This is a genomic window from Pseudobutyrivibrio ruminis CF1b (assembly GCF_000424005.1).
Taxonomy (GTDB): Bacteria; Bacillota; Clostridia; order Lachnospirales; family Lachnospiraceae; genus Pseudobutyrivibrio; species Pseudobutyrivibrio ruminis_C.
In genome coordinates, this window is the sequence record NZ_AUJB01000010.1 from 40,787 (window position 1) to 60,775 (window position 19,989).

A 19,989-nucleotide genomic window follows, 5' to 3' on the forward strand; every position below is an offset into this window, starting at 1 on the left:
AATTATCACTTTGTTATACTAAATGCATAAGAGTGTAGAATTCGTTAGATTTTGCAACTCTTAAAGGGGAGTGCTATGAGTTCTTTTTAATTGGCACATCCTTTACGGACACCATGAGAAAGGCAGATGAAAAAGGATGATTAGAAAAGAAATGATCGCAATGCTTTTGGCTGGTGGGCAAGGAAGCCGCCTAGGCGTGCTAACGTCAGACGTGGCAAAGCCAGCTGTCTCTTTCGGAGGTAAGTATCGTATTATCGACTTTCCTCTATCAAATTGTATCAACTCAGGGATTGATACCGTTGGCGTACTAACTCAGTATCAGCCTCTTGTTTTGAACTCTCACATTGGAATTGGTATTCCATGGGATTTGGATCGAAACAACGGCGGAGTTACTGTCCTCCCTCCTTACGAGAAGAGTGACACTAGTGAATGGTATTCTGGTACTGCTAACGCAATTTTCCAAAACCTTAAGTACATGGAGAACTATAACCCAGAGTATGTGCTTATCCTTTCAGGAGACCACATCTATAAGATGGATTATGAGGCCATGTTAGATTTTCATAAGGCAAAGGGTGCTGATGTTACTATCGCTGTAATACCAGTTCCTATTGAGGAAGCATCGCGATTCGGTGTAGTTATTGCTGATGATGACAAGCGCATCAGCGAGTTTGAGGAGAAGCCACCTCAGCCACGTAGTAATTTGGCTTCAATGGGTATTTACATCTTTAGTTGGAAGGCACTTAAGGATTCACTTTGTGCCCTTAAGGATCAAAGCAATTGCGATTTTGGTAAGCACGTGCTCCCATACCTTCACGAGAAGGGTTCGCCAATGTATGCTTATGAATTTAACAGCTATTGGAAGGATGTAGGAACACTTGGTTCATATTGGGAAGCCAATATGGAGCTTATAGATTTAATTCCAGAGTTTAATCTTTACGAGGAGTTCTGGAAGATTTATACAAATCAGAACATTATCGAGCCACAGTTCGTAGCAAATTCCGCAGTAGTGGAAAAGGCGATTGTAGGTGCGGGTGCTCAGATTTATGGAGAAGTTTACAACTCAGTACTAGGCGCAGGCGTAGTTATTGAGGAAGGCACAGTTATCAGAGATTCAATCATTATGGAAGGCGTAAAGATTGGAAAGAACTGTGTAATAGATAAATCGATTGTTGCCGAAAACACAGTCATTGGCGATAACGCTAAGATTGGTCAGGGCGAGGAAGTAGAAAGCAGACTGAATGCCAGCGTATATTCATATGGATTAGCGGTAATTGGTGAGAATTCTACTATCCCAGCAAATGTAACTATTGGAAAGAATACAGCTATCAAGGGCGAGACTAGCGAGGGAGATTATCCTGACGGACAATTAGCAAGTGGTGGCTACATTATCAAGGCAGGTGATCGATTATGAAAGCATTAGGAATTATACTAGCAGGTGGAAACTCAAGCAGAATGCAACAGCTTACGGAAAAGCGAGCCATTGCTGCAATGCCAATAGGCGGTAGCTACAGATGTATTGATTTTGTTCTTTCAAATATGACAAATTCTCACATCCAGACTGTAGCAGTACTTTCACAGTACAACGCTCGTTCATTAAACGAGCATCTTAACTCATCAAAGTGGTGGAACTTTGGTAGAAAGCAGGGAGGACTTTTCCTGTTCACACCAACAGTTACTACTAACAATAGCTGGTGGTACAGAGGTACCGCAGATGCTATTTGGCAGAACATTGATTTCTTAAAGAAAAGACATGAGCCATACGTAATCATTGCAAGTGGAGATGGCGTATATAAACTGGACTTCAACAAGGTTCTCGATTATCATATTGAGAAGCAGGCTGATATCACAGTGGTTTGCGCTAAGCTTCCAGAGGGCGATGACATCAATAGATACGGTGTGGTTACAATGGATAGAGATGGCAGAATCACTGAGTTCGAAGAAAAGCCTATGGTGGCAAGCTCTGATATGGTTTCTGCTGGTGTCTATATCATTAGAAGAAGAGCTCTTATCGATTTATTGGAGGAGTGCAATCGTGAGGGCAGGTACAACTTTGTTACAGACATTCTCATAAGATACAAGAGCATGAAGAAAATCTACGGCTACAGAATGGAAGGCTACTGGTCAAACATTGCTGACGTAGACAGTTACTTCAAGGCAAACATGGATTTCTTACGCAAGGATGTTAGAGATAATTTCTTCCACACAGAGCCAGGAGTCTACTCTAAGACTCACGACCTTCCACCTGCAAAATATAACGCAGGCTCAAAGGTTTCAAACTCACTTATCGCTGGAGGATGCATCATTAACAGCACTGTAGAGAATTCTGTACTGTTCAAGAAGGCGTTCGTAGGAAACAATTCAGTTGTTAAGAACTGCGTCATTTTGAACGGAGCATATATAGGAGACAACGTGCATGTAGAGAATTGCATTGTAGAGAGCCATGAGACGTTGCTCAGCGGATCAACATATATTGGGGAAAATGGTATCCGCATCGTTACCGGTAACAAGAACAGATATGATATGCCAGTTGGGGAGGTATAACGCAAATGCAAATTACAGACATCAGAATTCGCAAGATTGAAAAAGAAGGCAAGATGAAAGCTGTTGTTTCAGTAACAATCGATGAGGAGTTTGTAATCCACGACATCAAGATTATTGAAGGAGATAAGGGACTGTTTATCGCAATGCCATCAAGACGTGGCTCTGAGGGTGGCTATAAGGACATTGCACATCCAATCAAGTCTACGACTAGAGAGCAGATGCAGACAATGATTCTTAATAAGTATAAAGAAGAGTTCCCTGAGTAGTATTTTATGTATTTAATTGTAGGTCTAGGTAATCCAGAGAGAAAGTATGATGGAACCAGACATAATGTAGGATTTGAGGCTATCGATGCCATCTCAAAGCAGTTTGGAATCGAGGTAAACCACAAGGAACACAAGGGAATTGTGGGAAAGGGAATCATTAACGGAAAGAAAGTGATTCTTGTCAAGCCACAGACTTACATGAATCTCAGTGGTGAATGTGTCTTGCCACTTACAGATTATTATGAAATTGATCCATCCACAGAAATGGTCGTTATTTCAGACGATGTATCTCTTTCTACAGGAAACATCCGTGTTAGAAAGAAAGGCAGCGCAGGTGGGCATAATGGTCTGAAAAACATTATTAATCTTTTGGGAACCAACGAATTTCCAAGAATCCGAGTAGGTGTGGGAGAGTGCGAGGGCGATATGGTTGCCCATGTACTTGGAAGATACAACGCCGAGGACAGGGAAAGAGTTGACGCTTCCATGGAGAAAGTAATAGGAGCTGTTGAATTGTTCCTGGATGGTGATTTGGACGCTGCAATGAATAAATACAATAAGAAAGAAGAGAAATAGGATAGAACTTACGGGCACACTTAAAAGTGTGCCCATTTTTGTAACAATGTTATTTACAATAACAATTAAAAAATCTATACTTAAGGTTGTAACAAGTAGGCAATATCGAGTAGTAGAAAAGGGATGAGTGATGGTTAATCAAACAATTATTATCAAAGCAAGAATGTTGGGAAATGTGGAGGTTTTGTACAATGATAAGCCTTTCACAATCGAGCGAAACAATACTACAAAGGTAAATCAGCTTTTCCAGATGTTACTATATTATACAAATGGTTTACCTCGTGAGCAGGTAATGTACAACTTGTTCCATAACGAGGATATAGCTGATGAGTCTAACAGCTTAAGAGCGCTTGTCTTCAGATTAAGAAAGGCACTTCCAAAGGTAGGCCTTCCAGATGAAGATTATGTACACGTAAAGCGCGGAACATATCGCATCAGTCCAAACGTAACAGTGGAATGCGATGCTATTGAATTTGAGAACATTGCAAGACAGGCTCTTGCTTCAGAAGATATAAAAGAGCAGCAGAAGCTTTTAGAGGAAGCTGTTAAGCTTTACAACGGAGACTTTTTACCTGGTCTCAGCGGCGTTGAATGGGTTGTAACAGTTCAGGTTAAGCTTAAGAAGCTCTATGACAGATGCTTAAAGCAGCTTATGGAAATGTACGTACTTCAGGAGAAGTTCGACAAGCTCTATAAGGTAAGTCATAAGGCAGATGGATTATATCCATACGACAACTGGCAGACATATGAGATGCAGGCTCTTATCGAGCTTGGTAAGGCTAAGGAAGCTCTTAAGCTTTACGAGGATACAGAGGCTCTCATGTTCCAGGAGCTTGGTGTTTCTGTTTCAGCAGGAATGTCTGAGCAACTCAACAAGCTTGGCGAGCAGATTAAGAATAATACAGATGTAATCAGTGAAGTTAAGAAGAATCTTGATACTTCTAAAGAAGATATCGAGGGTGCATTCTACTGCACATATCCTATCTTCGTTGAGAGCTATAGATACATTAAGCGTGTAATCCGTCGTTCTGGTCAGTCTGCATGGCTTATGCTTTGCACAATTACTGACGGCAAGGGATTCGCCCTTAACGATTCAGATCGTTTAAATCTTCTTTCAGACGAGCTTTCTGAGGCAATCAGAACATCAGCCCGTGGAGGAGATATGTACGCAAGATACAGCAACAACCAGTTTGTTGTACTTCTCCTTGATATTACTCAGGAGGATTGTGTACTGGTTCAGGCCAGAATTAATGAGAACCTCAGCAAGGAATCTAGAAAGAGATACATTAAATATCACCTTGCTCCAGTTAATTTGGCAAGTGCAGGAACTGATAACGATACAGATGAGCTTCAGGATATTGTAAGGGGTGAAGATTAATGCCAGTATCAGCTAGAATGAAAAGAACTCCAAATTGTGTTGGAATCTGCATTGATGAGGCAAAGAATGGTTTTAAGGGAAGAGTATACAACTGCTTTTCCAAGGAGCCACAGAGCTTCAATGATATCAATGAGATGTTTTATATAGTAGAAGGTGTTATGGACGCACTGAATTTCCCAGCGGTCAAGACCAAGAACAGAGCTTTCAAAAAGACTTCTGTAGACTTTGAGGTAAAACCTATTGATGTGGAAAATAAGGTTTTGGAAGCTGAGGAGCTTATTCCTGCAGACGCTAAGAATGGCTACGTAGTTATGGTTACAAGCCGTGATAACGTTACATGGCAGGGAATGATTTATGACAAAAAGAAAGATGTTGAATTTACTTTCAATAGTGAGGTAGAACTTATAAGATTGCTGAAATAATGTAGAGCAAGTGGAGGAAGCAAGTGGGAAGATTTAAGTATTTGCTTTCACTGATTGTTCTGAGTATTAGCCTTGTGGCATGCGGAACCCTGGAGGGGACATCTGCATTACAAAACAGCGGGCCAGGTGATACAGCAAGCGCATCATCGGGAGGCACTCAGGCGAAAGGATCCCAGGGTGCCAGAACCAACCAGATAAATGTGCTTGAACCTGTGGCTAGTGGTGTTACTGTTTACGGAAACAATGACGCCTCTATTGACGCCAGCAACGCTGCTGATGGATATGTGATGGTAAAGTACACCGGAAGTGCCGCAAAGGTTAGAATGCTAATAGAGACACCAGCAGGGAATACATACAATTATCTGATGGCGCTTGATGGAAACTATGATGTTTATCCATTGTCTGAAGGTAGCGGAAAATACAAAATCGGTGTCTATGAGAACCTACACGATGACCAGTATGCAGCAGCATTTACTCAGTCAGTGAATGTCACTCTAAAAGACCAATTTAGCATGTTCCTGTACCCTAATGCCTATGTGGATTTTAATGCAAATTCAAAGGCTGTATTGAAGGGCGCAGAGCTGGCGGCAGGATGTAATACCGACCTTGAAGTGGTTCAGAATGTATATCATTACATTATTGAAAACGTAAGTTATGACCATCAAAAGGCGGCTACAGTCCAGTCAGGCTATATTCCAACGGTGGATAGGACATTGGCCACTGGAACCGGAATATGCTTCGACTATGCCTCTTTAATGGGCGCAATGCTAAGGTCACAGGGCATACCAACCAGACTAGAGATTGGCTATGCTGGAACAGAGTATCATGCATGGATATCTGTTTATATTCAAGAGGTAGGCTGGATAGACAAGATAATACAATTTGACGGTACAACATGGACTTTGATGGATCCAACACTTGGTTCCTATGCAAGCAAGAGCGTAGTTAAGAAATATCTAGAAGACAATACCTATTACCAGTTAAAGTATAAATATTAAAGGGTGGGGCTATGAGTGAGAAATCTAGAAAGAGATTAACGTCGGAAGAATTATATGCATTCTCAGATGAAATGGGAATGATGATTTCAAGTGGTGTATCAGCAATTCAGGGACTTACCATGATGATTGATGAATCAGAAGGTGGTGAGGAAAAAGAGCTTCTTACAGAGATGGAGCAGGTTGTGGGAGAGACTGGTTCTCTTTCAAAGGCCATCGAAGGGGCAGGTGTCTTCCCTGATTATTTTGTAGAGATGGCAAAGATGGGTGAGCAGACCGGTAAAATGGATTCTGTTCTTGTTAATCTTGCGGCTCATTATTCAAGAGAAATGGCTATCAGCAACGCCATTCGAAGTGCGGTTACTTATCCGCTTATGATGGTTGCAATGATGCTTGTAATCATTATCGTATTAGTTACAGAAATTATGCCTGTCTTTGACAGGGTCTTTAAGCAGCTGGGCGGCACAATGGACGGCCTTTCGGCAGGCTTTCTTTCAGTTGGAAAATTCATGAAGAGCAATGGCGTATTATTCTTAATTCTTTTGGCTGCCATTGTGGTATATCTCATCGTTATTAACAAAACTTCATGGGGCAAGGAGCACCGAAACGGAATCCTTTACAAGAGCCCAAGATTTAAGTCTATTCATTCAAAGATTGCTACCAGCCGTTTTGCATCTGCTATGGCAATGACACTTTCAAGTGGTATGGACGTAATGCAGTCGCTGGATGTAAGTGGACGTATTGTAGATGCTCCGGAATTCGAGCAGAAGGTGGAGAAATGTAAGGATGCCTTCGCAGATACAATGGATGTAGGAAAGGCATTTTCTATGTCAGGTATCTTTGGCGGCCTATATGGAAGAATGGCTATTTTAGGAGCAAAAACAGGAAATATGGAGACTGTTTTGGAGAAGGTAGCTACAACATATCAGCAGGAGGCAGATGAGGAGATTAACGATTTAATCGCTGTTGTAGAGCCAACACTGGTTATTATCCTTTCTGTTATCGTTGGAATTATCCTTCTTTCAGTTATGTTACCACTGTTAAACATTATGTCAGGGATGATTTAATATGGCTAAAACAAGATTTGGAAGCCTTGATGGCATTCATCAAATCAGAAAAAAGAATGTGGCCTCCACGACACTTATTTCTGCAGGCCTGTTCATTCTCATATTTATTGGTTTTTTGTTTGCGGTATCAGCAGCATCTAAGGGGTCTGTAGACGAGCAGAAAAATAATCTGTCAGCAGCCATCGACAGGGCTGTTATGCAGTGCTATGTCACAGAGGGCCGTTATCCTGAGAGCTTTGAATACCTGAAGGAAAATTATGGAATTATCTATGATGACGAGCTATTCAGGGTGGATTATGTAATCTTTGGAACTAATATGAAGCCTGATATTACCATTATAAATATCGGTGAAAGGTAGTTTGGGGAGGAAAAAGCCTTGGCAATGAACAAGAATCGATTGAGAAAACATAATATCGATATCATGTTCCTTATGATTCTTTTTTTGATATTCACTTTTTCTGCAGTGAGTGTTCTTTTGCTTGCCGTAAATTCTTATAAAGCAGTAGTAGTATCAAATGAGAAGAATTCAAACACGAGAGCTGCAACGGCTTACATCAGAGAGAAAGTGCGCCAGCACGATAAGATGGGAAGTGTTGAGATAGCAGATATTGATGGTATTGAAGCAATCAGGATGTATGAGGGCGAGGATTATTATCTTTATATCTACTATATGGATGGTTACCTCATGGAATTAGAGGCAAAGGAAGACGCTGGTGTAACTGCAGATTTTGGAAATCAGCTGATTGCTATAAATGGATTGGACTTTAGTTGGAAGAACAATCAACTTATAGAGGTGGAGGTAGAAGAGACTACAGGAGAGAAGAAAGTAGTAGATATAGGAATTAAATCTATAGTTAACAATATAGAAGAAACCTCTGAAACTAAGGAGATTTTAGAAGAGGAGGTGGCAAATGAAGACTAGAAATAATGGCTCTCGAATCTTCATGACGGAGCTAATGTTTTCAATATTATTCTTCATTATAGTATCAACGATATGTATTCAGTGCTTTGCTACCGCCTATGCAAAAAGCAAAGATGCAAGTGAAATCACAGGTGCAGTAAATGCAGCGACAAATGCAGCAGAGAGATATCTGACTGAGCCTGATTTCGAAGGATATACAGAATATTATGATGAAAACTGGCAAATAGTAAACGATGAGGGAGCATACAAGACAACAGCTATAATTACTGAGTCTGAGAATAAAGAGAGTTGTCAGTCCCTACGAATAGTGGTAGCTACTGCAGAGGACAGGGAAATCTATTCATTAGTTGTGGAAAAAGCTTTGAAATAAGGGTATTGGTGTGGATTAGTATGGAAGAGCAGAAGAGTCAAAATCGTACAATAATAAATATTGGAACCTCGCTGATGGTGGTAATTCTCATTGGCCTGGCTTTTGCTGTAATTGCGGCTCTGGCTATATCTTCCAGCCACAATAATTACAGCCTAAGCGACAAGCAGAGAGCCCACACGGACGAATATTATGCAGCATCAAATGAGGCTTATGAAAAGATAGCAGCTACAAGCTGGGAAGATCAGGAATTTACAGTAAGTATCAATGATACACAGGATTTAAACGTAAAGGTAAGTGGTGGTGAGATAGTCAGCTGGGAGGTTATCAATAACAGTAGCTGGGAGGCAGACAGTACTCAGCCGGTAATCACTTTGGATGACTGGAATTAAGGAGGGACTATGGCTGTAGATATCGTAACTTACTTAACAGATGCGGTAAAAAAGTACAGGGCTTCTGATGTATTTATCATCACAGGCCGAGAAATTTCCTTCAGAGTAAATGATATGGTCATGACCAGATCAGAGCTGGAAAGCAATAGCTTAGAGAAGTCTGAGCAGGATGATGGTCCTGTTATGCCTGCAAAGGCAGAGGAGCTGGTGACCCAGATTTACACACTTGCAAAAAGGGATATGGAATACTATAAGAAAAATGGTGATGACGATTTTTCTTTCGCAATAAAGGACGTTTCCCGTTTCAGAGTAAATGCCTTTAAACAGAGAGGTACCTATGCGGCAGTAGTACGTATTATTACATTCTCCCTGCCAGATTACAGGCATTTGGGCGTTCCTGAAACAGTTATTAATCTTTCCAATGAGTCAAAGGGACTGGTATTGGTTACAGGTCCGGCAGGAAGTGGTAAATCAACTACACTTTCATGTATTGTAGATAAGATTAATAAAAACTATAATAAGCATATTATCACCTTGGAGGATCCGGTTGAGTACCTCCACAGGCATGATAAGTCTATTGTTTCCCAGCGAGAAATTCATCTTGATACTGAAAATTACGTTACGGCTCTACGTGCGTCATTGCGCCAGAGCCCTGATGTTATTTTGCTTGGAGAGATGCGTGATGCAGAGACTATCTCTGTAGCTATGACCGCTGCAGAAACTGGACATTTGATTTTATCAACCCTTCATACTATAGGTGCGGCAAACACCATCGACAGAATTATCGATGTATTCCCATCAGAACAGCAGCATCAGATTGCTCTGCAACTTTCAATGGTAATTAAGGCTGTAGTTTCTCAGCAGCTGGTTCCTGCTATAGATGGAACACTGGTGCCTGCATTTGAGGTAATGACTGTCACACCGGCCATCAGAAACATGATTAGGGAGAATAAGGTGCCACAGATTGAGGGTGTAATTTACTCAAGTGACACTGATGATATGGTTTCTATGGATTCCAGTCTTTACAAGTTGGTAAAGGATGGTAAAATCACTAAGGACACTGCGTTAGAATTTTCCGTTAACGCAGAAATGTTAGGAAGAAGATTAGGAGTGTAATGAAAAAGTATGGAACAATTTAAGCCTATGCTGTTCACCTGTATGAAAAAATACAGCAAAGAACAGTTTGTAAAAGATGTTGTGTCTGGAATTATTGTGGCAATCATTGCATTGCCACTTTCTATTGCCTTGGCTCTTGCCTCTGGCGTAGGCCCAGAGCCAGGTCTGTACACAGCTATCGTAGCAGGATTTTTAATTTCCTTCTTCGGTGGTAGTACAGTTCAGATTGCTGGCCCAACAGCTGCTTTTGCTACTATCGTAGCAGGCATTATCGCCACTGATGGTATGGATGGCCTTATCATCGCTACTATCATGGCTGGTATTATCCTTATTTTACTTGGTGTATTTAAGGCTGGTGCGCTTATCAAGTTCATCCCTTACACAATCACCACAGGATTTACAGCTGGTATCGCTGTTACAATTCTCATTGGTCAGTTCAAGGATTTCTTCGGTATGGATTTCCACGGCGAGAAGCCAATCGAGACAATGGATAAGCTTAAGCTTTTCTTTGTAAATATCGATACTATCAACTGGCAGGCAGTGCTTGTAGGTGTTGTTTGTCTTGCAGTGCTTATTATCTGGCCAAAGTTCTTCACAAAGGTTCCAGCATCTATTATTGCTGTATTCGTGGGAATCTTTATGGTGAAGGGACTTGGACTTAACGTAAACACAATCGGTACTCTTTATCCTGATTTAAAGGCTGGATTACCATCTATCTCAGTTCCTCATTTCTCACTTGGAGTGATTAAGAATGAGATGCCAAATGCCTTTACAATTGCTATTCTTGCTGCTATCGAGTCACTCCTTTCAGCTGTAGTTGCTGACGGAATGGTAAACAGCAAGCATAGAAGTAACCAGGAGCTTATTGGTCAGGGTATCGGAAATATTGGTTCAGTATTATTCGGTGGTATCCCTGCAACAGGTGCTATCGCCCGTACAGCAGCCAATATTAAGAATGGTGGACGTACACCAATCGCTGGTATGGTTCACTCAATCACATTGCTTATTATCTTAGTAGTGCTTATGCCTTATGCAAAGTTCATTCCAATGCCATGTATCGCAGCTATTCTTTTCCAGGTAGCTTACAACATGTGCCAGTGGAGACCATTCGTAAGACTTGTAAAATATGCACCTAAGTCAGATATTATCGTGCTTGTGCTCACATTCGTACTCACAATCGTATTCGACCTTGTTGTAGCTATCGAGTGGGGTATGATCGTTGCTTGTATCCTCTTCATCAAGAGAATGAGCGAGGAGACACATGTAAGTGGCTGGACATACCAGAAAGATGATGAAGAGTTCGTTGATGACCTTCGTCCAGTTAAGAAAGAAATCCGCGTATACGAGATTACAGGACCTCTTTTCTTTGGTGTTTCAGATGCTCTTGCTGAAAGCATCAACGTAAAAGATTTCACTAAGGTTCTCGTTATGAGAATGCGTTCTGTTCCTGCTATCGATATCACAGCTCTTCGTGCTCTTAGAGATTTAGTGGAGCGTGCAGAGAAAAAGGGCGTTACAGTTGTATTCTCACATGTAAATGAACAGCCTCGTCAGATGATGGAAAGAGCTGATTTCATTAAGCTTGTAGGCGAGGAAAACTTCCAGCCTAACATTGATGCCGCTCTTGATAGAGCAGAAGAAATCCTTTGGTTAAAGTAATTGGACTAGAATATTTAATGCAGGTTTAACTATATGAAGGCTTTTTTAGAACCATTTGAATCACTTACTGCAGTAGAGTCTCTTAGGGAGGCTCTACTTAAGTTTGGAAAGATATATGATATTACTGGGTGCGCTGATAAGGCGCACCTTATTTATGGTATAGGACATGATATTAGCTATAAGCTGATTGTTACCAGTGATGAGCTTAGAGCAAGGGAATTGTATGAGGAGTATCGCTTCTTCGATAATGACGTAGTGTATTTTCCTGCTAAGGACTTCCTTTTCTATCAGTCTGATATCAGGGGCAATGCCCTTACAAGAGAGCGTATGCAGGCTATTGAGGCTGTAATAAGCAATAATGCATGTACAGTTATCACTACAATAGACGCCCTTATGAATAAGCTTCCTGCTCTTTCTTATTTTGAGAATGGTGTAGTAGCTATTTCTGATACTGACAGTGTGGAGCTGGAGGCTCTGAGACGAAAGCTTGTGGCTATGGGCTACGAGAATGTGGGCACCTGCGAGCATCCAGGAGAATTTGCAGTACGAGGTGGTATTATCGATGTCTATCCACTGACAGCGGAATTACCAGTTCGTATTGAATTATGGGGCGATGAAGTAGACAGTATTCGCTCTTATGATCCTACAAACCAGAAATCTATCGAAAATATAAATTCTGTTTTAATTTTCCCCGCAGTCGAGCTAATATTAAGCGCTGATGAAGTTGAAACAGGATTGGCAAAGATCGAAAAAGAGCGTGATGAAAGGTACGAAGCATACCGAAAAGAGATGAAAACTGAGGAAGCTTTTCATCTGAAGACCTATGCGGACAGAGTCATCGAAGAGACTCGTGAGTGGGGGCTCAGTCAGGAGCTGGAAACACATCTTACATACTTCTGCGATAAGCTGGGTTCTTTCGTTGATTTCATGCCGAAGGGTACATATGTCTTTATCGATGAGGTTCAGAAGGTTATTAATAAAGCAGAAATCACTGAGACTGAGTTTGCTGATGCAATGACCCGCCGTGTAGAGGCTGGATACATGCTGAAGGGTCAGATGGATATGCTTTACGGTGTTTCTGAGGTCTTCGGTAAGCTGGAGAGATATCCTATTACCCTCATGTCGGTGCTGGATGCTAAGAATAAGCTGCTTAAATCTGCAGATCATTTCAGCATTGCTGTACAGGGTGTCAATGCTTATAACGGTAGTTTCGAGCTTCTTACAAAGGAGCTGTTACAGTATAAAAAGAGAAAATATAAGGTGCTTCTGGTAACAAGCTCCACCACCAAGGGACAGCGTCTTGCAGAGGACCTTTTAGACGAAGGGTTGAACTCATATTTCACTACAGATCTGGATCACAGGATAAATCCTGGTGAAACAATGATTTGTGTTGGAAATATTAAAAGAGGATTTGATTATCCTGATTCAGCCTTTGTAATGCTGTCTGACGGAGATATATTCGGTCATGTCAGAAAGAAGAAAAAGAGGGTAAAAAGGTACGAAGGAGAGAGTATTTCCTCATTCTCTGATCTACATGTTGGCGATTATGTGGTTCATGAAAATTATGGTCTGGGTGTCTATAAGGGTACCGAGCAGATGGAATTGGATCGTGTAATCCGAGATTACATAAAAATCGAGTACGCCAAGGGAAGCAATTTGTATGTACTCACGAATCAACTAGACCAGATTCAGAAGTACTCTGGGCCTGATGGAAAGAAACCAAAGCTTAATTCTCTTGGTTCAGGAACCCAGGAATGGACAAAGACAAAGCAGAAAGTGCAGTCTGCTGTAGGTATTGTGGCTAAGGAGCTGGTGGATTTATATGCTCTGAGACAGAATACAGACGGCTTTGTTTACGGGCCTGATACGGTATGGCAGAAGGAATTTGAGGAAAGCTTCCCATATGATGAGACAGAGGGACAGCTTACAGCTATAGAAGCGGTGAAGGCAGACATGGAGTCCAGAAAGATTATGGACCGCCTTATCTGCGGCGATGTAGGCTTTGGAAAGACGGAAGTAGCCATGAGAGCTGCTTTCAAGGCTGTTCAGGAGGGCAAGCAGGTAGCTTATCTGGTGCCTACCACTATCCTGGCCCAGCAGCACTACAACAATTTCGTTCAGCGAATGGGCGGATACCCTGTAAATATGGGACTTTTATGCCGTTTCAGAACAGCAGCAGAGCAGAAAAAGACTATCGAAGGCCTGAAAAACGGCATGGTAGATATAGTAATTGGTACTCACAGACTTCTCTCGAAGGACGTGGAATTCAAGGATTTGGGCCTCCTTATTATTGATGAGGAACAGCGTTTCGGTGTAAATCACAAGGAACGAATCAAGCAGATGAAAAAGACGGTAGATGTGCTGTCACTTTCTGCTACCCCTATACCTCGAACCCTCCATATGTCCCTTGTTGGAATCCGAGATATGAGCGTTTTGGATGAGGCTCCAATGGAGAGAACCCCTATCCAAACTTTTGTATTTGAATACAACGAGGAGATGGTTAGAGAGGCAATTGTGCGCGAAATGGCACGAGATGGTCAGGTTTATTACGTGTTCAATCGAGTGCGTGGTATACAGGATATGGCTGCTGAAATCGAGAAGTTGGTACCAGAGTCAACTGTCGGATACATTCACGGCCAGATGACAGAGGCTAAAGTCGAAGATGTAATGATGCAGTTCATTAACCATGAGATTGATGTTCTTGTAGCCACTACCATCATCGAAATCGGTCTTGATATTTCAAACGTAAATACAATCATCATTCATGATTCAGATAATATGGGTCTTTCCCAGCTGTATCAGCTGAGAGGACGTGTCGGTCGAAGTAACAGAACAGCCTACGCATTCCTTATGTACAAGAGGGATAAGATGCTGAAAGAGGTGGCAGAGAAGCGTCTGGCTGCAATTAAGGAGTTTACTGACCTTGGTTCGGGCTTTAAGATTGCCATGCGAGATTTGGAAATTCGTGGTGCAGGAAACCTTCTTGGTGTGGAGCAGCACGGAAACATGACAGCCGTAGGTTATGATCTTTACTGTAAGATGCTTAACGAGGCCGTAAAGCGCGAAAAGGGCGAGGTAAAGGAAGACAGCTTCAATACCTCCGTGGATATCAATATCGAGGCTTACCTTCCTGATACCTATGTTTCTAACGAGGAGCAGCGTATCGATATTTACAAGCGAATTGCTGCTATCGATTCCGAAGAAGCTAGAGATGATATGCTGGATGAGCTTGTGGACAGATTTGGAGAGCCAAAGAAGTGCGTTCAGAATCTTCTCTGGGTGGCTATGCTGCGGGTGAAGGCACACGATGCATACGTTACTGCTATTGAGCAGAAGGGTGACATTATCAAGATAGTTATGTATGAGAAAGCTAAGATAGATGTGGCTCAGATTCCGGCCCTTTTGGAGAGGAACAATCCACACATCACTTTTGCTGCAGATCCTAAGGCGCCAGCGTTTATTTTCAACACAAAGGCTAATACGAGAATAAAACCTAATGAAATATATGAATATCTGCAGGATTTCTTATCAGATTTGAAGTCTCTAAAAGTTGATAATTAGGCCAAGAATAACTATAATCGAAATGTTAGAAAAAATAATGGGTAGGGTTTACCCAGGAAGAAGGAAATAATGAAAAAAGCATACGTAAAGTCAGCTTGTATTGCGGCTCTTTCAGCTTCAGTTTTACTCACAGGCTGCGGAAAACTTGATCCAAACGAGACACTTGTAACTATAAAGAACGGAGATAATACAGATACCATTTCACTTGGTCTTGGTAATTTTGCTGCAAGATATCAGCAGTCTATGTACGACCAGTATCTTCTTTCATATTACGGCGAGGGCATGTGGAAGCAGGATATGTCAGGTTCTGGTTCAACACTTCAGGATGAGACAAAGGATGGGGTTCTCGACGAGCTCGAGGAGCAGTATTTAGCAAAGGCTCATGCTGCAGATTACAACATCAGCCTCACAGATGACCAGAAGAAGGCTATCGAGGATGCTGCAAACAAGTTTATCTCTGATAACGATAAAGAATCTTTAGAGCAGATGGGTGCTACAGTAGATACAGTTAAGGAGTATCTTGAGTACAGAACTTACTACACACTTGTAGCAGACGCTGCCAAGAAGGAAGCAGATAAGGACATCACAGAGGATGATTGTTGGATGCGCACATTCTCATACGTGGTATTTGATACAACAAGCAAGACTTCAGAAGATGGCAATGTAGAGCCACTTACAGATGATGAAATCTTAGAGAAGAAGGCTAACGCAAAGGCACTTGCTGAGGCTGAGGATTTTGATGCTGAGGTAGAGACACTTGGAGCTACTAAGGAGTCTTACTCATACCTTAAGGGCGAGGAAGAAGACGGCACAATGGATATGGAAATCATCAAGGCTGCCGAGGCACTTAAGGAAGGCGAGGTTTCATCTGTAATCGAAGTTAAAGACGCTGGATATTATGTAATCAAGCTTGAGAGCGACCATGATTCAGATGCTTCAGAAAATAAGAGAAGCAGCTTACAGACAGAAGCATTCAACACATTGATGGATTCTTGGAAGGAAGCTATCGAGTGGACAGTAGATGAAAAGGTATGGGAAAAGGTTCAATTCACATCACTTTTCAAGGCACCTGAGAAGGAAGAAGAGTCTACTGAGGAGCCAGCAGAAGAAGTAACAGAAGAGACTACAGAAGAAAAGACATCAGAGGAAACAACTGAAGAAACAACCGAAGAGACAGAAGAGTCTTCAGAAGAAACTACAGAGGAAAATACTGAGGAAACAGAGGATTCAGAATCAAACTAAACTATGAGCTTTGTTATCAGTTATGTAAAAAAATATAAAACAAGAGCAGTTTTAGCCCCACTATTCAAAATGTTAGAGGCGATATTTGAGCTTTTGGTTCCACTTGTTATGGCGCAGATCATTAACAAGGGAATCGCGGGCTCAGATACCCACTACATCATTAGGATGAGTGGGGTTTTGATTTTCCTTGCTGTAGTGGGACTGATGTTCTCTATTACTGCTCAGTATTTTAGTGCTTATGTTGCAGTGTATTCTGCAGCTGAGATTAGAAGAGATGTGTTTGCAAAGATTCTCTCTCTGTCTCAGGGCACAAAAGAGAAGGTGGGAGATGAGGTTCTCACCACCAGAATTACAAATGATATTAACCAGGTCCAAAGCGGAATTAACATGGTTTTGAGGCTGTTTCTTAGATCTCCATTTATTGTGGCAGGCGCTACATTTATGGCATTTGTTGTAGATGTTAAATCAGCATTAATTTTTATAGTTGTAGTGGCTCTTTTATCAGTGATTGTGTATTTTATCATGAAAAATACCCTTCCTAGATATAAGGCTATTGCCGCAAAGCTGGAAAAGGTGCTCCATTTAACATCAGAGAATCTGGAGGGCGCCAGAGTCTTAAGGGCTTTCTGTCAGGTAGATAATGAAAATGTTGAGTTCCAGAACAGAACAGCTGAGCTTACTGGAATGCAGATAAGCACAGGAAAGATTTCGGCTTTATTAAATCCTGTGACCTATGTAGTAGTAAACATAGGAATAGTGGCGCTGATTTATGTGGCTATGGGCCAGGTAGACAGAGGTATTATTCTCCAGGGAGAAGTGGTAGCCCTTGTAAACTATATGGGCCAGATTCTCATAGAGCTTATAAAGCTGGCTAATCTTATTGTGCTTTTAATGAAGGCATATCCTTCAGCCGTTCGTGTGCAGGAACTTATGGAAATGAAGGCTGATGAGCGCCATCAGAACAAGTTTAACACGAAAAATAATCTGCTGGACGGGGCAAAACAGCCAGGTACTATTAACATTAAAAACGTCAGCTTCAGCTACAACGGCGGAAGTGAATATGATTTAGAGAATATTAATCTGGTAATTCCTGGAGGATCTACCTTAGGAATTATCGGTGGTACAGGTTCTGGAAAAAGCACACTTATTAAGCTTTTGAACCATACCTATGATGCTACAGCAGGTGAAATCGAGATTGACGGAGAAAACGTTAAAAGATTAGAAGATTCACAGCTTTCAGAGTACTTTGGAGTGGTTCCACAGCGTGCTTCACTGTTTCATGGCACTGTAAGAAGCAACCTCTCGATGAAGAATATATCGATGTCGGAGACTGATATTAAATCAGCATTAAATATTGCGCAGGCTATAGATTTTGTAGAAGCTAAAGACGGAGGAATTGATGCTGAGGTGATTGGTCGAGGAAGTAATTTTTCAGGTGGTCAGCGTCAGCGTCTTACAATAGCAAGAGCATTGGTGGGAAAACCAAGAATTTTAGTTTTGGATGATGCGTCATCGGCTCTTGATCTTGCTACGGAATCCAAGCTTAGAGCGGCTTTGAGAAGGTTGAACTGGAAGCCAACTATCATCATAGTATCCCAGAGAGCTTCGGCTGTCAGGGACACAGATCAGATAATTGTACTGGATGATGGTAAGTGTGTGGGACTTGGAACCCATGATGAGCTCCTTGAATCATGTGAAACTTATCAGGAAATCTATTATTGCCAATTTCCTAGAGAGGAGGCAAAGTAGTGGAAAATAAGTCACAATCTAAGATATTAAATCGCGTTTTAATAGAATTAAGAGAATATGATTTGGAAATAGTAATCTCAGTTTTATGCGCACTGGCTACTGTGGTTCTCTCTTTAAGAATTCCTATTCTTACTGGTAGAGCTGTAGATTGTATAATTGGTCCTTCTGAGATAGATTACGATGGATTGATTTACGTATTAAAAGAGATTTCCATGAATGTGGTAGCTACTGGTGTTATCCAATGGATAATGAACAGGGTTAATAACCACATTACATATACCATTACCAAGAGTTTTAGAGACCGAGCATTTGCAAAGCTTCAGCATATGAAGCTTGCTGAGATTGACAGTCATCCACATGGTGATTTTGTAAGCCGAATTGTTGCAGATGCGGAGACATTTTCAGATGGATTGTTAATGGGATTTACACAGCTGTTTACAGGCGTGCTCACTATAGGAGGTACTATCTATTTCATGTTAATGATTTCATGGAAGATTGCCCTTGTAGTTATCATTGCCACCCCATTTTCTCTGCTTTTAGCCAAGTTTATTTCTGAAATGACTTACAAGTATTTTGGCGAGCAGGCTAAGCTTCGAGGGGAAGAGACTTCTTATATAGAAGAAATAATCATTAATAAAAATATAGTTCGAAACATGAACTACGAGGACCGTGCGTTAGAGAGATTTGAGGATATGAATGAAAAGCTTGCAAATGCGTCAATGCGCGCTACATTCTATTCATCAACAGTAAATCCAAGCACACGTCTTATAAATAATTTGATTTACGCTGCAGTCGGAGTTTTTGGAGCGCTGATGGCTATCGGCGGCGGAATTACAGTCGGTGGACTTACATCTTTCCTATATTATGCAAGCAGTTATGGAAAGCCATTTAATGAAATTTCCGGCGTTATCACTGAGTTCCAGAATGCCCTGGCTTGTGCTGATCGTCTTTTTGTGATGATTGATGCAGAGGAAGAGTTAAATAACGGCTCAGCCAACATCGACAGTGCAAAGGGTGAGATTGAATTTAAAGATGTAAGCTTTTCATATGATAAGACCAAGAGACTTATTGAGCACCTGAACCTTAAAGTGGAGCCAGGAAAGCGAGTGGCTATTGTTGGTCCTACAGGTGCAGGAAAAAGTACAATCATTAATCTTTTGATGAGATTTTATGATATTGATGGTGGAGAAATTCTCATTGACGGCGTCAATATAAAGGACATTGATATAGATAATCTTCGAAGAAACTTCGGTATGGTGCTTCAGGAGACATGGCTGAAAAATACTACCATCAAGGAAAATCTGAAGATGGCCAGTCCAGATGCCACAGACGAGGAGATTATTGAAGCTGCCAAGGCAACACATGCCCACAGTTTCATTAAAAGAATGCCTTATGGCTATGATACGATTATATCTCCTGAGAACGGATCTATTTCCCAGGGACAGATGCAGCTATTGTGCATCACGAGAGTAATGTTAAATATTCCGCCAATGCTTATTCTGGATGAAGCCACCTCATCAATCGACACCAGAACCGAGCAAAAGATACAATCAGCATTTAATAAGATGATGAAAGGCCGTACTACCTTTGTTGTAGCCCACAGGCTTTCAACTATCCGTGAGGCTGATGTGATTTTATTCGTCAAAGATGGTCAGATTGTTGAGCAGGGTAATCACACAGAGTTGTTGCAGAAAGACGGATATTATGCTAAATTATATCGGAGTCAAATCGCATAG

The 19,989-nt window shown here is 41.4% G+C and carries 18 protein-coding genes; all 18 read left to right on the plus strand.

Annotated elements, in window-relative coordinates; all coding sequences use genetic code 11:
- Positions 1 to 136 precede the first annotated feature (136 nt).
- The 18 genes from G592_RS0108835 to G592_RS0108920 all read left to right on the plus strand — a co-directional run bounded on the left by G592_RS0108835 (position 137) and on the right by G592_RS0108920 (position 19,989).
- Complete coding sequence (locus tag G592_RS0108835; protein ID WP_028247504.1) at positions 137 to 1,411, plus strand: glucose-1-phosphate adenylyltransferase; 1,275 nt, start codon at positions 137 to 139, stop codon at positions 1,409 to 1,411.
- Entirely contained in the window at positions 1,408 to 2,541 is a 1,134-nt protein-coding gene (glgD, locus tag G592_RS0108840; RefSeq protein ID WP_028247505.1) for a glucose-1-phosphate adenylyltransferase subunit GlgD, read from the plus strand. Before G592_RS0108835 ends, glgD begins: the two co-directional genes overlap by 4 nt.
- Positions 2,542 to 2,546: 5 nt before the next feature.
- Positions 2,547 to 2,807, plus strand: coding sequence for a septation regulator SpoVG (gene spoVG, locus G592_RS0108845; protein WP_028247506.1), 261 nt, complete (start codon positions 2,547 to 2,549; stop codon positions 2,805 to 2,807).
- A 6-nt stretch (positions 2,808 to 2,813) separates the two neighbouring features.
- Positions 2,814 to 3,383 (plus strand): aminoacyl-tRNA hydrolase, encoded by a 570-nt coding sequence (gene pth / locus G592_RS0108850; RefSeq protein WP_028247507.1) that lies wholly within the window; start codon positions 2,814 to 2,816, stop codon positions 3,381 to 3,383.
- A gap of 130 nt (positions 3,384 to 3,513) precedes the next feature.
- The gene (locus G592_RS0108855) at positions 3,514 to 4,761 is read left to right on the plus strand and encodes a BTAD domain-containing putative transcriptional regulator (protein ID WP_028247508.1); all 1,248 of its coding nucleotides are present in this window, start codon (positions 3,514 to 3,516) and stop codon (positions 4,759 to 4,761) included.
- Positions 4,761 to 5,183, plus strand: a complete 423-nt coding sequence (locus G592_RS0108860) for a hypothetical protein (protein ID WP_028247509.1) — start codon at positions 4,761 to 4,763, stop codon at positions 5,181 to 5,183. The genes G592_RS0108855 and G592_RS0108860 overlap by 1 nt, the downstream gene beginning before the upstream one ends.
- A 23-nt stretch (positions 5,184 to 5,206) precedes the next feature.
- On the plus strand, positions 5,207 to 6,181 hold the full coding sequence (locus G592_RS0108865; protein WP_155942185.1) for a transglutaminase-like domain-containing protein: 975 nt from the start codon (positions 5,207 to 5,209) through the stop codon (positions 6,179 to 6,181).
- A gap of 11 nt (positions 6,182 to 6,192) precedes the next feature.
- Complete coding sequence (locus G592_RS0108870; protein ID WP_028247511.1) at positions 6,193 to 7,245, plus strand: type II secretion system F family protein; 1,053 nt, start codon at positions 6,193 to 6,195, stop codon at positions 7,243 to 7,245.
- A 1-nt stretch (position 7,246) separates the two neighbouring features.
- Positions 7,247 to 7,603, plus strand: a complete 357-nt coding sequence (locus G592_RS0108875) for a hypothetical protein (RefSeq protein ID WP_051194842.1) — start codon at positions 7,247 to 7,249, stop codon at positions 7,601 to 7,603.
- A 24-nt stretch (positions 7,604 to 7,627) separates the two neighbouring features.
- Complete coding sequence (locus G592_RS0108880) at positions 7,628 to 8,167, plus strand: DUF4860 domain-containing protein (protein WP_196801832.1); 540 nt, start codon at positions 7,628 to 7,630, stop codon at positions 8,165 to 8,167.
- On the plus strand, positions 8,157 to 8,537 hold the full coding sequence (locus G592_RS0108885) for a hypothetical protein (RefSeq protein WP_028247514.1): 381 nt from the start codon (positions 8,157 to 8,159) through the stop codon (positions 8,535 to 8,537). The genes G592_RS0108880 and G592_RS0108885 overlap by 11 nt, the downstream gene beginning before the upstream one ends.
- A 20-nt stretch (positions 8,538 to 8,557) precedes the next feature.
- On the plus strand, positions 8,558 to 8,926 hold the full coding sequence (locus G592_RS0108890) for a hypothetical protein (protein ID WP_028247515.1): 369 nt from the start codon (positions 8,558 to 8,560) through the stop codon (positions 8,924 to 8,926).
- Between the two features lie 9 nt (positions 8,927 to 8,935).
- Positions 8,936 to 10,042 (plus strand): type IV pilus twitching motility protein PilT, encoded by a 1,107-nt coding sequence (locus G592_RS0108895; protein ID WP_028247516.1) that lies wholly within the window; start codon positions 8,936 to 8,938, stop codon positions 10,040 to 10,042.
- Between the two features lie 9 nt (positions 10,043 to 10,051).
- Positions 10,052 to 11,701, plus strand: a complete 1,650-nt coding sequence (locus G592_RS0108900) for a SulP family inorganic anion transporter (protein WP_028247517.1) — start codon at positions 10,052 to 10,054, stop codon at positions 11,699 to 11,701.
- A gap of 33 nt (positions 11,702 to 11,734) precedes the next feature.
- Positions 11,735 to 15,262, plus strand: coding sequence for a transcription-repair coupling factor (gene mfd / locus G592_RS0108905; protein ID WP_028247518.1), 3,528 nt, complete (start codon positions 11,735 to 11,737; stop codon positions 15,260 to 15,262).
- A 69-nt stretch (positions 15,263 to 15,331) separates the two neighbouring features.
- Entirely contained in the window at positions 15,332 to 16,504 is a 1,173-nt protein-coding gene (locus tag G592_RS0108910) for a peptidyl-prolyl cis-trans isomerase (protein ID WP_028247519.1), read from the plus strand.
- Between the two features lie 3 nt (positions 16,505 to 16,507).
- Positions 16,508 to 18,253, plus strand: a complete 1,746-nt coding sequence (locus G592_RS0108915; RefSeq protein WP_028247520.1) for an ABC transporter ATP-binding protein — start codon at positions 16,508 to 16,510, stop codon at positions 18,251 to 18,253.
- Entirely contained in the window at positions 18,253 to 19,989 is a 1,737-nt protein-coding gene (locus tag G592_RS0108920; RefSeq protein WP_028247521.1) for an ABC transporter ATP-binding protein, read from the plus strand. The genes G592_RS0108915 and G592_RS0108920 overlap by 1 nt, the downstream gene beginning before the upstream one ends.

Excerpts from the sequence above, each read along its gene's own strand:
- G592_RS0108835 (WP_028247504.1), top strand. The coding sequence starts at position 137 with ATGATTAGAAAAGAAATGATCGCAATGCTTTTGGCTGGTGGGCAAGGA.
- glgD (WP_028247505.1), top strand. The coding sequence starts at position 1,408 with ATGAAAGCATTAGGAATTATACTAGCAGGTGGAAACTCAAGCAGAATG.
- spoVG (WP_028247506.1), top strand. The coding sequence starts at position 2,547 with ATGCAAATTACAGACATCAGAATTCGCAAGATTGAAAAAGAAGGCAAG.
- pth (WP_028247507.1), top strand. The coding sequence starts at position 2,814 with ATGTATTTAATTGTAGGTCTAGGTAATCCAGAGAGAAAGTATGATGGA.
- G592_RS0108855 (WP_028247508.1), top strand. The coding sequence starts at position 3,514 with ATGGTTAATCAAACAATTATTATCAAAGCAAGAATGTTGGGAAATGTG.
- G592_RS0108860 (WP_028247509.1), top strand. The coding sequence starts at position 4,761 with ATGCCAGTATCAGCTAGAATGAAAAGAACTCCAAATTGTGTTGGAATC.
- G592_RS0108870 (WP_028247511.1), top strand. The coding sequence starts at position 6,193 with ATGAGTGAGAAATCTAGAAAGAGATTAACGTCGGAAGAATTATATGCA.
- G592_RS0108875 (WP_051194842.1), top strand. The coding sequence starts at position 7,247 with ATGGCTAAAACAAGATTTGGAAGCCTTGATGGCATTCATCAAATCAGA.
- G592_RS0108880 (WP_196801832.1), top strand. The coding sequence starts at position 7,628 with ATGAACAAGAATCGATTGAGAAAACATAATATCGATATCATGTTCCTT.
- G592_RS0108885 (WP_028247514.1), top strand. The coding sequence starts at position 8,157 with ATGAAGACTAGAAATAATGGCTCTCGAATCTTCATGACGGAGCTAATG.
- G592_RS0108890 (WP_028247515.1), top strand. The coding sequence starts at position 8,558 with ATGGAAGAGCAGAAGAGTCAAAATCGTACAATAATAAATATTGGAACC.
- G592_RS0108895 (WP_028247516.1), top strand. The coding sequence starts at position 8,936 with ATGGCTGTAGATATCGTAACTTACTTAACAGATGCGGTAAAAAAGTAC.
- G592_RS0108900 (WP_028247517.1), top strand. The coding sequence starts at position 10,052 with ATGGAACAATTTAAGCCTATGCTGTTCACCTGTATGAAAAAATACAGC.
- mfd (WP_028247518.1), top strand. The coding sequence starts at position 11,735 with ATGAAGGCTTTTTTAGAACCATTTGAATCACTTACTGCAGTAGAGTCT.
- G592_RS0108910 (WP_028247519.1), top strand. The coding sequence starts at position 15,332 with ATGAAAAAAGCATACGTAAAGTCAGCTTGTATTGCGGCTCTTTCAGCT.
- G592_RS0108915 (WP_028247520.1), top strand. The coding sequence starts at position 16,508 with ATGAGCTTTGTTATCAGTTATGTAAAAAAATATAAAACAAGAGCAGTT.